Annotated in this window: 13 protein-coding genes, 2 tRNA genes and 1 rRNA gene; 3 read left to right on the forward strand and 13 right to left on the reverse strand. The window is 59.4% G+C overall.

Annotated elements, in window-relative coordinates; translation table 11 throughout:
- Nucleotides 1-176: 176 nt before the first annotated feature.
- The 3 genes from KJS28_RS05690 to KJS28_RS05700 form a co-directional block, all read right to left on the reverse strand.
- Nucleotides 177-253, reverse strand: a tRNA-Ile gene (locus KJS28_RS05690).
- Between the two features lie 17 nt (nucleotides 254-270).
- Nucleotides 271-346, reverse strand: a tRNA-Ala gene (locus KJS28_RS05695).
- A 122-nt stretch (nucleotides 347-468) separates the two neighbouring features.
- Nucleotides 469-1,999: ribosomal RNA gene (locus KJS28_RS05700) — 16S ribosomal RNA — on the reverse strand.
- A 595-nt stretch (nucleotides 2,000-2,594) separates the two neighbouring features.
- On the opposite strand from KJS28_RS05700, the gene KJS28_RS05705 reads away from it, so the two are divergent.
- Nucleotides 2,595-3,278, forward strand: coding sequence for a YjjG family noncanonical pyrimidine nucleotidase (locus tag KJS28_RS05705; protein ID WP_213542099.1), 684 nt, complete (start codon nucleotides 2,595-2,597; stop codon nucleotides 3,276-3,278).
- Nucleotides 3,279-3,321: 43 nt separating this feature from the next.
- Here KJS28_RS05705 and KJS28_RS05710 read toward each other — a convergent pair whose 3' ends face one another.
- Genes KJS28_RS05710 through KJS28_RS05755 form a run of 10 tightly spaced genes read right to left on the reverse strand, consistent with a single transcriptional unit; the run spans nucleotide 3,322 to nucleotide 12,316 of the window.
- Nucleotides 3,322-3,531, reverse strand: a complete 210-nt coding sequence (locus KJS28_RS05710) for a hypothetical protein (RefSeq protein ID WP_021858857.1) — start codon at nucleotides 3,529-3,531, stop codon at nucleotides 3,322-3,324.
- A gap of 18 nt (nucleotides 3,532-3,549) precedes the next feature.
- On the reverse strand, nucleotides 3,550-5,889 hold the full coding sequence (locus KJS28_RS05715; RefSeq protein ID WP_213542100.1) for an ATP-dependent Clp protease ATP-binding subunit: 2,340 nt from the start codon (nucleotides 5,887-5,889) through the stop codon (nucleotides 3,550-3,552).
- Between the two features lie 35 nt (nucleotides 5,890-5,924).
- Nucleotides 5,925-6,569: a CvpA family protein gene (locus KJS28_RS05720; RefSeq protein ID WP_213542101.1), complete on the reverse strand. Its 645-nt coding sequence runs from the start codon at nucleotides 6,567-6,569 to the stop codon at nucleotides 5,925-5,927.
- A gap of 29 nt (nucleotides 6,570-6,598) precedes the next feature.
- Nucleotides 6,599-7,795 (reverse strand): DUF5711 family protein, encoded by a 1,197-nt coding sequence (locus tag KJS28_RS05725; RefSeq protein WP_213542102.1) that lies wholly within the window; start codon nucleotides 7,793-7,795, stop codon nucleotides 6,599-6,601.
- Nucleotides 7,788-8,543: a tRNA pseudouridine(38-40) synthase TruA gene (truA, locus tag KJS28_RS05730; protein WP_213542103.1), complete on the reverse strand. Its 756-nt coding sequence runs from the start codon at nucleotides 8,541-8,543 to the stop codon at nucleotides 7,788-7,790. Before truA ends, KJS28_RS05725 begins: the two co-directional genes overlap by 8 nt.
- Before the next feature lie 11 nt (nucleotides 8,544-8,554).
- Nucleotides 8,555-9,361, reverse strand: coding sequence for an energy-coupling factor transporter transmembrane component T family protein (locus KJS28_RS05735; RefSeq protein ID WP_213542104.1), 807 nt, complete (start codon nucleotides 9,359-9,361; stop codon nucleotides 8,555-8,557).
- Nucleotides 9,355-10,221 carry an energy-coupling factor transporter ATPase gene (locus KJS28_RS05740; RefSeq protein WP_228298449.1) on the reverse strand — a complete coding sequence of 289 codons (867 nt, stop codon included), beginning with the start codon at nucleotides 10,219-10,221 and terminating at the stop codon, nucleotides 9,355-9,357. Before KJS28_RS05740 ends, KJS28_RS05735 begins: the two co-directional genes overlap by 7 nt.
- 4 nt (nucleotides 10,222-10,225) lie before the next feature.
- Nucleotides 10,226-11,080 carry an energy-coupling factor transporter ATPase gene (locus KJS28_RS05745; protein ID WP_213542106.1) on the reverse strand — a complete coding sequence of 285 codons (855 nt, stop codon included), beginning with the start codon at nucleotides 11,078-11,080 and terminating at the stop codon, nucleotides 10,226-10,228.
- 26 nt (nucleotides 11,081-11,106) lie between these two features.
- Nucleotides 11,107-11,400: a hypothetical protein gene (locus tag KJS28_RS05750; RefSeq protein ID WP_213542107.1), complete on the reverse strand. Its 294-nt coding sequence runs from the start codon at nucleotides 11,398-11,400 to the stop codon at nucleotides 11,107-11,109.
- A 52-nt stretch (nucleotides 11,401-11,452) separates the two neighbouring features.
- A complete protein-coding gene (locus KJS28_RS05755; protein WP_213542108.1) occupies nucleotides 11,453-12,316 on the reverse strand; it encodes a class I SAM-dependent methyltransferase in 864 nt (287 codons plus the stop codon).
- A gap of 254 nt (nucleotides 12,317-12,570) precedes the next feature.
- Between KJS28_RS05755 and KJS28_RS05760 the strand changes: the two genes are divergently transcribed.
- Nucleotides 12,571-13,848 carry a glycosyltransferase family 2 protein gene (locus tag KJS28_RS05760; RefSeq protein WP_213542109.1) on the forward strand — a complete coding sequence of 426 codons (1,278 nt, stop codon included), beginning with the start codon at nucleotides 12,571-12,573 and terminating at the stop codon, nucleotides 13,846-13,848.
- A 68-nt stretch (nucleotides 13,849-13,916) separates the two neighbouring features.
- A complete protein-coding gene (locus KJS28_RS05765) occupies nucleotides 13,917-14,600 on the forward strand; it encodes a response regulator transcription factor (protein ID WP_213542110.1) in 684 nt (227 codons plus the stop codon).
- Nucleotides 14,601-14,667 lie beyond the last annotated feature (67 nt).

Below are 14,667 nucleotides of genomic sequence, written 5' to 3' on the forward strand. Positions count from 1 at the left end.
CCACAATTAAAATTCACAACTTTTCTTTCAAGTTTCCTTGAAAGACCTCTCTGTTGCCTTGCTTTCATCACTTTCTTCTTTGTTCAGTTTTCAAGATGCAAGCTCCAGCCTCTTTTGAAGCCAGATCTTAAGATCCAATCCCTTGGGTCTTAAGATCCATCCGCAAAATGGAACTCTGGTGGGCCCGAGTGGGCTCGAACCACCGACCTTACGATTATCAGTCGTACGCTCTAGCCAGCTGAGCTACGGGCCCATGCGAAGGTATTCTCTTGGTGGAGATAGTCGGGATCGAACCGGCGACCTCCTGCTTGCAAGGCAGGCGCTCTCCCAGCTGAGCTATATCCCCGTGCTATCTGTCGTTCCGCCTGCCGGCGTATACCCTCTAAATTAAACAATGAACAAACTCAGTCCCATTCGGCTGACCAGGATGTTACAGCCAAGCCCGTAGGCTCGCTGAGGTCTCCTTAGAAAGGAGGTGATCCAGCCGCTCGTTCTCGAACGGCTACCTTGTTACGACTTCACCCCAATTATCGAACCCACCTTCGACTGCGCCCTCCGAATGGTTAGGCTACAGGCTTCGGGTGTTCCCGACTCTCATGGTGTGACGGGCGGTGTGTACAAGGCCCGGGAACGTATTCACCGCAGCATGCTGATCTGCGATTACTAGCGATTCCGACTTCATGTGGGCGGGTTGCAGCCCACAATCTGAACTGGGACGGCTTTTAGGGGGTTCGCTCCACCTTGCGGTTTCGCATCCCTCTGTTGACCGCCATTGTATTACGTGTGTAGCCCAGGACATAAGGGGCATGATGATTTGACGTCGTCCCCACCTTCCTCCGTTTTGTCAACGGCAGTCTCGCTAGAGTGCTCTTGCGTAGCAACTAACAATAGGGGTTGCGCTCGTTGCGGGACTTAACCCAACATCTCACGACACGAGCTGACGACAACCATGCACCACCTGTCTCTACTTTCCCCGAAGGGCACCTAACATATCTCTATCTCGTTAGTAGGATGTCAAGCCCTGGTAAGGTTCTTCGCGTTGCTTCGAATTAAACCACATAATCCACCGCTTGTGCGGGCCCCCGTCAATTCCTTTGAGTTTCAACCTTGCGATCGTACTCCCCAGGTGGAATACTTATTGTGTTAACTGCGGCACGCAGGGGGTCAGTCCCCCGCACACCTAGTATTCATCGTTTACAGCGTGGACTACCAGGGTATCTAATCCTGTTTGCTCCCCACGCTTTCGCGCCTCACCGTCAGTTGTCGTCCAGCAATCCGCCTTCGCCACTGGTGTTCCTCCTAATATCTACGCATTTCACCGCTACACTAGGAATTCCGATTGCCTCTCCGATACTCAAGAAAAACAGTTTCAAATGCAGTTCACGAGTTGAGCCCGTGGATTTCACATCTGACTTGCCTTCCCGGCTACACGCCCTTTACACCCAGTAAATCCGGACAACGCTTGCCACCTACGTATTACCGCGGCTGCTGGCACGTAGTTAGCCGTGGCTTATTCGTCAGGTACCGTCTTCTACTCGTCCCTGACAAAAGAAGTTTACAACCCGAAAGCCTTCTTCCTTCACGCGGCGTTGCTGGGTCAGGCTTGCGCCCATTGCCCAATATTCCCCACTGCTGCCTCCCGTAGGAGTCTGGGCCGTATCTCAGTCCCAATGTGGCCGGTCAACCTCTCAGTCCGGCTACTGATCGTCGCCTTGGTGGGCCGTTACCTCACCAACTAGCTAATCAGACGCGAGGCCATCTTTCAGCGATAAATCTTTGACATCAAGGCCATGCGACCCCAATGTGTCATGCGGTATTAGCAGTCGTTTCCAACTGTTGTCCCCCTCTGAAAGGCAGGTTCCTCACGCGTTACTCACCCGTCCGCCACTGTCCTCTACTTCACTTGGACGAATCCTCGATCCGTAGATTCTCGTTCGACTTGCATGTGTTAAGCACGCCGCCAGCGTTCGTCCTGAGCCAGGATCAAACTCTCTATAAATCGTATCAACACAGCGTCTCCGCTGAGCTAATCTCGTTACAGAGCTATTTGTCATAGCTTCAAAAACTTTTTTATACTTAGCTTCGCAGGTAATTGACTTAACCCTGCTCCACCAAGTTTCGTCGCACATTTTCATGTGCTCCCGTCTGGTGCTTTTGTTCGTTCATTGTTTAATTTACAAGATACACGCCCGCTTCTGCGGAACATTCATTATTTTACCACAAACGCTTTGCATTGTCAAGAACTTTTTTCAAGGTTTTTAACTTTTTATCGAAAGCCTTTATGGTTGCCGCCCTTGCGGACAGCTTATTTAGGATACCACTCACGAGGACGTTTGTCAAGAACTTTTTTCGGCTCTTTTCGAACTTTTTCGCTTCGGTCCCCCGCCGCTCACCTCCCGGCGAACAGCTTGTTTACTTTACCACACTCCCCTCTCCTTGTCAACGACTTTTTTCCTTATTTTCAACTTTTTTCAACGCTTTGTAATCCCTGTCAAAATCTGGGCTTATAGGTTGTGCGTTTTTCACAGGCTTTACAAGCCTTCCCCCTCCATGCTATACTATTTATAATATGTTAGACTGGAGCGTACCCTTTTATGCCGCACTATTCTTACCTGCTTTTCGATGCCGACAATACTCTCTTCGATTTCGATGCCGCCAACCGCAATGCCTTCCACGCCGTCTGCCGGCAGTGCGATATCCCCGACACCGATGAGACCTTTGCCCTCTATGAGCGCTGCAACAACGCCATGTGGGCCGCTTTTGACCGGGGCGAGTGTACCAAGGATTTTCTGGTGGTAGAACGCTTTCGCCGTTTCCTGGAGGCCATGGCGCTGGATCGTGACCCCGCCCTCTGCAACCGCATCCACCTGAAGGCTCTGGGGGAAAGTACGCTTCTTCGCCCCCATGCCGAGGAGGTCTGCCGCACCCTGTCCCGGACCCACCGCCTCTATATCGTCACCAACGCCGTGGCCTCTGTCCAGCGCAGCCGCCTGCACCGCAGCGCCGTGGCTCCCTATATTACCGACGCCTTCATCTCCGAGGAGGCCGGGGCCAGCAAGCCCAGCCGAGCCTACTTCGACTATGTTTTCGCCCACATCCCCGGCATCACACGGGAGAACTGCCTGCTCATCGGGGATTCCCCCTCCAGCGATATCCGGGGCGCCAACAACGCCGGCATCCCCTGCTGCTGGTACGACCCCCACGGCACCGCCCTGCCGGAAGGCCTCCGCATCGACTACCGCATCACCGACCTGCGCCAGCTCTACGATATCGTCTGACTCTCACGCAGAAAGCCCGGAAGCATCGCTTCCGGGCTTTCTCTTATAATTGGAAATCCTCCTGCCGCAGCTCCTCCGTCTCCAGCTTCGCCGGACGGGGCGGCACCCGCTTCAGGGGATCGTAGCGGAACGCACCGCAGTGGGACTCCGCCGGCACGATGCCCTTCTTGGCGCAGATGACCTCATGGTCATTGGCACGCCCGCCTCTGGCGCAGTAGCTGCACCGGGGCTCGATCTTCTTACGAAACAGCATGGTACGCCCCCTCCTTCATTACAGTGTGTAGAGCTTTACAGCCCCATCCTCTGCGGTTGCCTTGATCTGCGTGATGGGCGTCTCATAACTCTCGATGATACGGGCCGCCATGGGGTCCTCCACATCCTTCTGGATGCACCGCCGCAGGTTCCGTGCGCCATAGGCCGCCGAATAGGATTTCTTCACCAGATAGTCCACCAGCGCATCGTCGTAGGTGAAGTGATAGCCCTTCTCCTCCAGCGCCGCCTTCAGCTCCTCCAGCATGATCCCGGCGATACCCCGGAAGTTCTCCTCCGTCAGCTGGTGGAAATATACGATCTCGTCCACACGGTTGATAAACTCCGGCCGCAGGAACTCCTGCAGGGCCTTCATCACCCGTTCCTTGTCCTGATCGTCTGCGCTGCGGCCGAAGCCCACAGCGCCCGCCGCCTTGCCGGACCCGGCATTGGAGGTCATAACAATGACGGTGTTCTCGAAGTTCACCTTCCGCCCGTGGGCATCCGTGACCTCGCCGTCATCCAGAATTTGCAGCAGGATGTTCAGCACATCCGGATGGGCCTTTTCGATCTCATCGAACAGCACCACGGAGTAGGGCTTGCGCCGGATCTTCTCCGTCAGCTGCCCCGCCTCGTCATAGCCCACATAGCCCGGAGGCGAACCAACCAGCCGAGACACGGAGTGCTTCTCCATAAACTCCGACATATCCAGCCGGATCAGAGAATCCGGCGAGTTGAACAGATCGTCTGCCAGCTGCTTCACCAGCTCCGTCTTGCCCACGCCGGTGCTGCCCACGAAAATGAAGCTCACCGGCTTGTGCTTGGGGGAGATGCCTACCCGGCTGCGCCGAATGGCCGCCGACACCGCATCCACAGCCTCGTCCTGCCCCACGATATGCTGCTTCAGCCGCACATCCAGCTCCGCCAGACGCTTGAACTCTTCTTCCTTGATCTTGCTGGCGGGGATCTTGGTCCACATCTCGATGACCCGTGCGATGTTCTCCATGGTCACCTGCGGCACACCCTTCTTCTCCAGCTCTGTCAACTCCTCCTGCAGGCGCATCTCCTGACTCCGCAGCTCTGCAATGCGGGCATAGCGCTGATCCAGCTGCTCCTCCGTCAGCTCCTCCCCCTCCGGGGCCTCGGAAGACATGAGGGTCTCCCGCTCGAAGGTCACGTTCTCCAGATCCCGCTTCACCTCCATCCGGCGGTTGATGGTAGGATCCTTCAGATTCAGATCCGAGCAGGCCTCGTCGATGAGGTCAATGGCCTTGTCCGGCAGGAACCGGTCGGTGATATACCGCTCCGACAGCAGCACCGCCTGCCGCAGCACGCCCTCCGGGATGGACACCCCGTGGTACGTCTCATAGTAGTGGGCGATACCCTTGAGGATCTTCAGCGTGTCCTCGATGCTGGGCTCCGCCACCGTCACCGGCTGGAAGCGCCGCTCCAGCGCCGTGTCCTTCTCGATATACTTGCGGTATTCGTTGAAGGTGGTGGCTCCGATGACCTGAATCTCCCCACGGGACAGGGCGGGCTTGAGGATGTTGGCGGCGTTCATGCTGCCCTCGGCGTCTCCGGCCCCCACGATGTTGTGTACCTCGTCGATGACCAGAATGACGTTGCCCAGCTTGCGGATCTCCTCGATGAGCCCCTTCATGCGGCTCTCGAACTGTCCACGGAACTGGGTACCGGCCACCAGAGCCGTCAGATCCAGCAGATAGACCTCCTTGTCCCGCAGCTTGAAGGGGACCTCCCCGGCGGCGATGCGCTGGGCCAGTCCCTCGGCAATGGCAGTCTTGCCCACGCCGGGTTCACCGATGAGGCAGGGATTGTTCTTCTGCCGGCGGTTCAGGATCTGCACCACCCGCTGGATCTCCTCCTCCCGGCCGATAACGGCGTCCAGCTTGCCCTCTCTGGCCCGGCGGCTGAGGTTGATGCAGTAGTTATCCAGATATTTGTGCTTCTTCTCGCCCTTGCGGGACTCCTTGCCGGTCTCCCGCTGTGGGGTCTCTCCCTTCTCTGCCGGGGGATTGTTGTTGCCGCCGAAGAGCCGGTTCAGGAAGGGGAAGGTGGCGGTCTTTCCGCTCTCCTCATCCTCGTCGCCGTCCTCATTGGCCTGCGCCACGTCCCCCAGCTCCTCGGCGCCGCCGAAGGCCTGCATCATCTCGCTGTTGAGATTCTCCAGATCGTCCGGGGTGATGCCCATACGCTTCATCATGTCCTCCACCTGCGGCAGACCCAGCTGGGCGGCACACTTCAGGCAGAGACCCTCGTTGACAGGCTCTCCCTTTTCATTCATCCGTGAGATAAACACCACGGCTACGTTCTTCTTGCATTTGGAGCAAAGTGTAGGTTGCATAGTTCTCCTCCGTTACAGGGTTGATTTCACCGGCGTCACAGGGCTGCAATGAGACCGATGGGATTGTTTTCCGCAAAGAATTTCAATAGGATGCTGTCCCGGATCAGCTCCGGCGTCACCACCCAGTTAAATCGCTGCATGAGCCACACCGCCGCAAACAGCAGCAGCACCGCCCATATAAAGCCCAGCAGAGCGCCGCCCAGTGCATTCACCGTCCGCACCAGCGGCAGCTTCCCCGCCAGATCCAATGGCTTGAGCAGCAGCCATACCACCAGCAGAATGGCGATAAAGGCGGCGGCGTACACGATGCCGTAGGCGATGGAGTGGCTGACGCTCTCCGTCACAGCGGAAAACACCGACTCCCCGGTCTCCTTCACCCGCTGCGCCACATCCTCCAGAATTTTCTCCAGACTGTGGGCATCGAAGGCGAAGGCCGACAGCAGCTCTCCGGCATCCGCTCCGTCCTGACCGGACAGCTTCTGCTGGATGCTCTCCCGCAGCAGCGGCTCCAGCCACCGGCTCACCGGCGTCACGAAGCGGTTGGCGCACCATGAGGCGCCGAAAAACGCTGCTCCCACGCTGATCACGCCGGCAAGGCTCTTCATCAGGCCCCGCTTGGCACCCAGCCACACCAGCCCCACCAGTACGGCGGCCAGCACGGCGTCTATGGCCCATGTCATACGCATTTCCTCCTATTTGTCAGGCCGCCTTACGGCAGGTACAGGCTGGCCGCCGACGCACCTGTCAGCACCGCCGATCCGTCGCTCCGCATCAGCACCGTCCCCGCCGCACTGACATCCTTCAGCACGGCGTATTCCTGCAAGTCCTTATCATAAATGGTCAGGTGGTCCTGATACAGCACCGCCACATACTTTCCTGCGGCGGAGAGGCTCATGACCTCCTCGTCGATATCCAGCGATGCCAGCTCCCGGCCCTGACTGTCCACCGTCACCAGCCTGCCCTGACTGCCGGATTTGTACCGTCCCAGCAGCAGAGCCGCATAGCCGTCTCCGCCCAGACTGCACCGGTGGAGGTATCCGCCGTCATAGCTGTAACTCCCCGCCAGCTTGCCGCCGGTGGTCACAAACCGCAATCCCGTTTCCGTCACAGCGCAGTAGCTGCCGCCCACCGTACCCAGATCATATACCACGGCATTCTCCGGCAGAAGACATTCTGCGTAACGCTCCTCCCGGCCCAGCCGGTACAGAGCCAGACTGCTGACAAAGCTGCCGTTCTCCTGCCCCATGGTCACCGCCGCCATCTGGTGGCTGTCGGCGGATACCGCCGCCGTCATGAGGAACTGATCCCCGGAGTGGAAGGCAAATACCTTCTCTCCCTTGGGGTCGTACACCTCCACCGACGCCTTATAGCCGGAGGTATTTACCATCACGGCCAGATAGCCGCCGGGGTTCAGAGCCGCTGCCAAAATGTCGCCGTCCAGTGTCAGCCGGTAGACCTCGCCCTGAGCGTCCAGTACATAGATCTCCTTGCCTCCGACGTCGTAGACCGCCGCCCACTTGCCGTTTCCGGTCACAGTGCAGTTGGTGAAGAGGATGCTCTCGCTGTATCGCACCTGTCCGTCCTCACCCATCAGCAGGATGCGGCTGTTGGAGGCCGCCGCCAGCGACCCGGACAGGGACACGAACCGATACTCCCGGTCTGCCGCATACTGGTATAGCTGGGCGCAGCCGTTCTCGTCCTTCTCCGCACGGGCATAGATGACGCTGCGGCGCAGTCCGTCAAAGGTACCCCGCTGCCACAGCAAGGACACCGCCACCACCGCCAACAGCACCGCCGCCACGATCCCCAGCCACAAAAGCCGCCGACGGGTCCATATTTTCTTTTTCTCCACCCGCCGGGGAGCGTCCTGCTGGGGATTGCCCCCATCAAATTCCCGTTTATCCATTGAGTCGCTCATCCTCATACCAAACCCTCGTCAGGTACAATCCTCCCGGCGGTGCCGTTGGCCCCGCCAGCGTCCGGTTTCCGGAATCCAGGATCACCGGGATATCCTCCGGCTTCAGCTTTCCCTCCGCCGCATAGAGCACCGTCCCGGTAATGGCCCGTACCATATTATACAAAAATCCATTGGCGCATACCTTCAATTCCAGCAGCTCCCCGTTCCGGGTCACATGGCAGTAGTAGATGGTCCGCACGGTGCTGCGCACATTGGTGCCGACGCTCCGCACGGCGGCAAAGTCGTGGGTTCCTTCAAAGGCCCGTGCCGCCCGGTCCATCACCTGCTCGTCCAGCCGCTTGGGATAAAAATATGCCCGATCCACATAGAAGGGATTCTTGATGCGTGAATTGTAGATGCGATAGGTATACTCCTTCCTGATGCAGGAGCCGATGGCGTTGAAATCCTCCGCCACCTCATAGGCCGCCTTCACCACGATATCCTCCGGGATATGGGTGTTCACCGCAAAGGGGATGCGGTCTACCGGGATTCGGGAGGAGGTCCGGAAATTGGCCACATAGTGCTCGGCGTGGACCCCGGCGTCGGTGCGCCCGCAGCCGGTACACTTTACCGGTTCGCCGCACACCATAGAGAGGCCTCGCTCCAGCGTCTGAGCCACTGTGACCTCCGTTTTCTGCACCTGCCACCCGTGGTAGGCCGTTCCGTTATACATCAGGATCAGTGCGATGTTCCGCACGATGCACCTCCTTAGATACCCATATGCTTCAGCACGATAAGTCCCGCCGCCAGCGCCACAAAGGCTGCCAGCACCACAAAATCCGCCGCCTGATACCGCAGCACGTGCAGGGCCGTCCGCCCCTCGCCGCCGTGGTAGCACCGGCACTCCATGGCCGTGGCCAGTTCGTCCGCCCGGCGGAAGGCGCTGATGAACAGCGGCACCAGAATAGGCACCAGTGCCTTGGCCCGCTGGAAGATGTTCCCGGACTCAAAGTCGGCGCCTCTGGCCTTCTGAGCGGACATAATTTTGTCCGTTTCTTCGATCAGTGTGGGGATAAACCGCAGGGCAATGGACATCATCATGGCCAGCTCATGCACCGGCAGATGCAGCTTCTTCAGCGGCCCCAGCAAATTCTCCAGTCCGTCCGTCAGGGCGATGGGACTGGTGGTATATGTCAGCAGAAACGTTCCCATAATGAGCATCACGATCCGCAGCACCATGTAGATCGCCGCCGTCAGACCCTCATAGGTGATATGGCCCAGCAGCCAACCCTCGCCCACCGCCGTGCCGCCGGTGAAGAAAATGTTCATCACCGCCGTAAACGCCACGATGACGTACACGGGCTTGAGGCCCCGTGTCAGGGACTTCATGGGCACACGGGAGGCCACGATGCACACCGCCAGCACCGCCGCCACAAGGGCGTAGGTCAAGGGGCTCTTGGCATTAAAGAGCGCCACGATGTACAAGATCACCGCCATCAGCTTCGTCCGGGGATCCAGCCGGTGGACGATGGTATTGCCGGGGAAAAACTGCCCCAGCGTGATATCCTTCAGCATCCCTCGCCGCCTCCCCTCCGGGCCAGCAGCGCCTGCTCCAGCTCCTCGATGGTATATACCGCCGGATCGATGTCCATCCCCCGCTTCCGCAGGGCCATGGCGATCTTCGTCACCTGCGGCACATCCAGTCCCGCCTGCTCCAGCTCCTCCGCCCGTGCAAATACCTGCCGGGGCGTGCCGTCCATATAGACGTGGGCATCCCGCATCACCACGATGCGCCCCACGTTCCGGGCGATCTCCTCCATGCTGTGGCTCACCAAGATCACCGTGGCCTGCTTCGTCTCGTGGTACGCCCGGATCTGCGCCAAAATTTCGTCCCGGCCACGGGGATCCAGCCCCGCCGTTGGCTCGTCCAGAATCAGCACCTTGGGTTCCATGGCCATGACCCCGGCGATGGCCACCCGGCGCTTCTGCCCGCCGGAAAGGTCGAAGGGCGACTTCTCCAGCAACTCCTCCGCAAGGCCCACCATCCGGGCTGATTCCCGTACCCGGCGGTCGATCTCCTCTTTATCAAGCCCCATGTTGCCGGGACCGAAGGCGATGTCCTTATACACCGTTTCTTCAAACAGCTGGTACTCCGGATACTGGAACACCAGCCCCACCTGAAAGCGCACCTGCCGGATCTGCTTGGGGTCCGCCCAGATGTCCTTTCCGTTGAGATAGATATGCCCCTGCGTGGGCTTCAGCAGCCCGTTGAGATGCTGGATCAGCGTGGATTTTCCGGAGCCCGTGTGACCGATGACCCCTAAAAATTCCCCCGGCATGATATCCAGCTCTACCCCATCCACGGCGCTGCGCTGAAAGGGCGTCCCGGCGCTGTAAGTATGGGTGAGCTGCTCAATTCGTATGATCGGTTCCAATTCGTTACTTCCCTTCTGCGCCGAACCGCCGGTACAGCGCATCCGCACATTCCTCCACCGTGATGGCCGTCAGCGGCAGGTGCTCTCCCTGCCGGTTCAGCCGCTGCATCAGCTCCACCGTGTCCGGCGCCGCCAGCCCCAGCTCATGGAGCCGCTCCACCTGTGCAAAAATCTCTCTGGGCGTACCGTCCATGGCGGCCTCGCCGTCGTTCATCACAATGACACGGTCCGCCTCCTCGGCCTCCGCCATGTGGTGGGTGATGAGCACCACCGTCATGCCCCGCTCCCGGTTCAGCCGGTGGATGGTGTCCAGCACCTCCCGCCGTCCGTGGGGGTCCAGCATAGCCGTGGCCTCGTCCAGCACGATGCACTCCGGCTCCATGGCAATGACACCGGCGATGGCCACCCTCTGCTTCTGTCCGCCGGAGAGCAGATGCGGCGCATGGCGGGCAAAATCGCTCATACCCACCGCCTCCAGCGCATCGTCCACCCGCCGGCGAATTTCCTGCGGCGGAACACCCAGATTCTCCGGGGCAAAGGCCACGTCCTCCTCCACCACGTTGGCGACGATCTGGTTATCCGGGTTCTGGAACACCATGCCAACCCGCCGCCGGATCTCCAGCAGCATCGCCTGGTTATGGGTATCCATCCCCTCTACATACACCGCCCCGCCGGATGGCAGCAGCACGGCGTTCATGTGCTTAGCCAGAGTAGATTTTCCGGAGCCGTTATGCCCCAGCACCACCACGAAGCTGCCCTTCTCGATGCCGAGGCTCACGCCCCGCAGCGCCGGCTCGCTCCGCTTGCCCTCCTCCGCCGGATAGGCGAAGGTCAGGTCCTTTGTTTCGATCATGGTCATATTCTGCGTTCTCTTTTCACTCGTTCTCAGATGGTATGGCTGACCTTCAGCATCTGCCACAGCCAGACGGAGGCCACCGCCACGCCCAGCACCACGGACCAGCCCACCGGCTGTCCGTCCCGCCGCAGCTGCACCACCCGCAGCGTCTGTCCCAGTAGGAACAGCGCCAGCGCCACACAGTACACCATCAGCGTCACCCACACCGGCGGCACCAGCTGTGCCGTCAGCAGCACCGCCAGCCACCCCACCTGCAAAAAGGCCATGAGGCCGTAGCAGATGCAGCTGCCCACCTCGGCGCTGCCCAGTCTGTTTTTCTTCATTGCACTCTCCTCTTGCAACCGGCTGTTTCTCTCTTAGCTCTTATAAGTCTTGTTATTCCGCCGTCCAACGGCCGGTAGCGCCGCAGGGCAGCGCCATACCGGACTGCGTACACGGCAGGCCCAGCTCGTCCCACGTCACCCTGCCGCCGAAGCGCTTGCCCACCAGCATCTGCAGAATGTATCCCAGCACCGACGGAGCCAGCCCCGTGGTATAGGAGTTGAGGATCACGAACAGGGGCTTATCCGACAGCACACGGGCGCAGAGCTTCACAAAGGGGAACAGGTTCTCCTCCAGCTTCCACACCTCGCCGCCGGGTCCCCGGCCATAGCTGGGCGGGTCCATAATAATGGCGTCATAGGTCTTGCCCCGGCGAATTTCCCGCTCCACGAACTTGGCGCAGTCATCCACGATCCAGCGGATGGGGGCCTCCTGCAGGCCCGTCAGCCGGGCGTTCTCCTTGGCCCACGCCACCATTCCCTTGGCGGCATCCACGTGGCACACACTGGCCCCCGCCTTGGCACAGGCCACCGTGGCCCCACCGGTGTAGGCGAACAGGTTCAGCACCCGGATAGGCCGTCCCGCCCGGCGAATCTGCTCCATGGCAAAGTCCCAGTTGGCCGCCTGCTCCGGGAACAATCCCGTATGCTTGAAATTCATGGGCTTGACCTGAAAGGTCAGCTCCTTATAGTGGATGGGCCAGCTCTCCGGCAGCTTCCCCTTGTCCCAGTGGCCGCCGCCGCTGGAGGAACGGCTGTACCGCCCGTTGGCCCTCCGCCAGCCGGGATGACTGTGATCCGTCTCCCAGATGGCCTGAGGGTCCGGCCGCACCAGTATCTGTTTATCCCAGCGCTCCAGCTTCTCTCCGCCGCCGCAGTCCAGCAGCTCATAGTCCTTCCAGCCATCTGCGATCCACATAATAGGGTATACCTCCGCACATTAAATTAGTTTATTATACAATGAACCGTCCCCGCCGTCAATGCGGCATGGCCATTTTTCACCTTCCAGTTCTTGAACAAATCTTGAACTTTTTCCTCCGCCTCTCCCCGGCCCGAAGCATGACAAAAGTATCACTTCCCAGTCCTTGACAACCTGTCTCTCATATGGTATCCTATGTGTACTATAATCTCTAATACACATAGAATCTTCATACAGAGAAAGGATGCTTCCTTATGGATACTTTGCGAATGACCAATTACATCATCGCCGTTGTTTTCTTTGTCTGCTATACCTATCAGTTCCTGTACATTCCCGTTCCGTGGCTGCTGGCCAAGCGCAAGGCTGCCAAGGCGGCGGCGCTGGAGGCCACGCCCCACAACTACGCCGTGCTGATCTGCGCCCGGAACGAGTCCGCCGTCATTGCCGACCTCATCGGCAGTCTCCGCAGCCAAACCTATGACCAGAGTCTGCTGCACATCTTCGTGCTGGCGGACAACTGCACCGACGACACCTCCGACATTGCCCGCAGCGCCGGAGCCACCGTCTATGAGCGCTTCAATAACGTGCAGGTGGGCAAGGGCTACGCCCTCCAGACCCTGCTGGGCCATCTGGAGCAGGACTACCCCGCCGGGTTCGACGGCTACTTTGTCTTTGACGCCGACAACATTCTGGACCCCGGTTACATCGCCGCCATGAACCGCACCTTCTCGCAGGGCCACGATATCGTCACCAGCTACCGCAACAGCAAAAACTACGGCGACAACTGGATCTCCGCCGGCTACGCCCTGTGGTTCCTGCGGGAGAGCCGCTACCTCAACCACGCCCGCAGCCTGCTGGGTACCAGCTGCGCCGTCTCCGGCACAGGCTTCCTCTTCAGCCGGGCCGTGCTGGAGGAGACCGGCCCCTGGCCCTTCCATCTGCTGACCGAGGACATCCAGTTCTCCGTCCACGAGATCCTTCAGGGCCGCAAGGTGGCCTTCGCCCCCGACGCCGTCCTCTACGACGAGCAGCCCACCACCTTCCGCCAGTCCTGGCGGCAGCGGATGCGCTGGTCTCAGAGCTATCTGCAGGTGTTCCGTGACTACGGCGCCCGCCTTCTCCGGGGCATCTTCCGGGGCAGCTTCTCCTGCTTCGATATGTCCATGGCCATCATGCCCGCCTTCGTCCTCTCCACCGTCAGTATCCTCGTCAACCTCACGCTGGGTGTCGTCGGCGCTCTGGCCGGAGACAATCTGTTGGTGGCCTTCGAGTCCGTGGGGCAGATGCTGCTGAATATATACCTGACTCTGCTGGTGTTGGGCGGTATCACCACCATTACAGAGTGGAAGAATATCCGCACCTCCCCCGTCAAGAAGATCGTGTATATGTTCACCTTCCCCTTGTTTATGTTCACCTACATTCCCATTTCTTTGGCGGCTTTCTTCTGCAAGCCCCAGTGGAAGCCCATTGAGCACCGGGTCTCCGCAGCGCATCTGCGGAGCCGTGACCGGCAGGAGGTCCTGCCCTTCTGAAAGCATATGGTGCGGCGGGGGATAAACCCGCCGCATCGCTTTATCTTAACGCAAAGGAGCTCTTTCCCATGTACCGTATTCTCGTCTGCGACGACGAAAAGGAGATTGTTTCCTCCCTGACCGCCTGTCTCACCGCCGAGGGCTATCAGGTGGTCACTGCCCGCACCGGCTGGGAGGTTCTGAATATCCTGTCCAAGCAGCATATCCATCTGGCCCTGCTAGGCACGAAGCTGCCGGGGCTGGACGGTCTTACCACCGTCACCCGGCTGCGGCAGATGCATGACCTGCCGGTGATCCTCCTGACCTCCGGGACTGACAGCACTGAAAATATCCTGGGGCTCACCATCGGCGCCGATGATTATATCACTAAGCCCTTTCAGCAGGCGGAGCTGCTGGTGCGTATTCGCTGCCACCTCCGCCGCTACCTCCATCTCAGTCCTCCCTCCCCGGAGACCCTCACCGTCGGCGACATCACGCTGGACGACGATGCCAGAGCCGTCACCGTCAACGATGAGCCGGTGTCCCTGACCCCACTGGAGTACGACATTCTGAAATTCCTCATGCAGCATCCCTGCAAGGTATTCTCTCCGCAGGAGATCTATCGCCGGGTCTGGCGGGAGCCTCCCGCCGCCGAAAACTCCGTGGCAGTCCATATCCGCCACATCCGGGAGAAGATCGAGGTAGACCCCAGCAATCCCCGCTATGTGACGGTGGTCTGGGGCAAGGGGTATAAGATCGAAGCCGGGGTATGACAGGTTGTCCCCGCTCCGCTCACATTTTCAAAAATCCCCGCGGCATATGCCTTGCATATACGGCGGT

Origin of the sequence: Vescimonas coprocola (assembly GCF_018408575.1) — a bacterium.
Lineage (GTDB): Bacteria > Bacillota > Clostridia > Oscillospirales > Oscillospiraceae > Vescimonas > Vescimonas coprocola.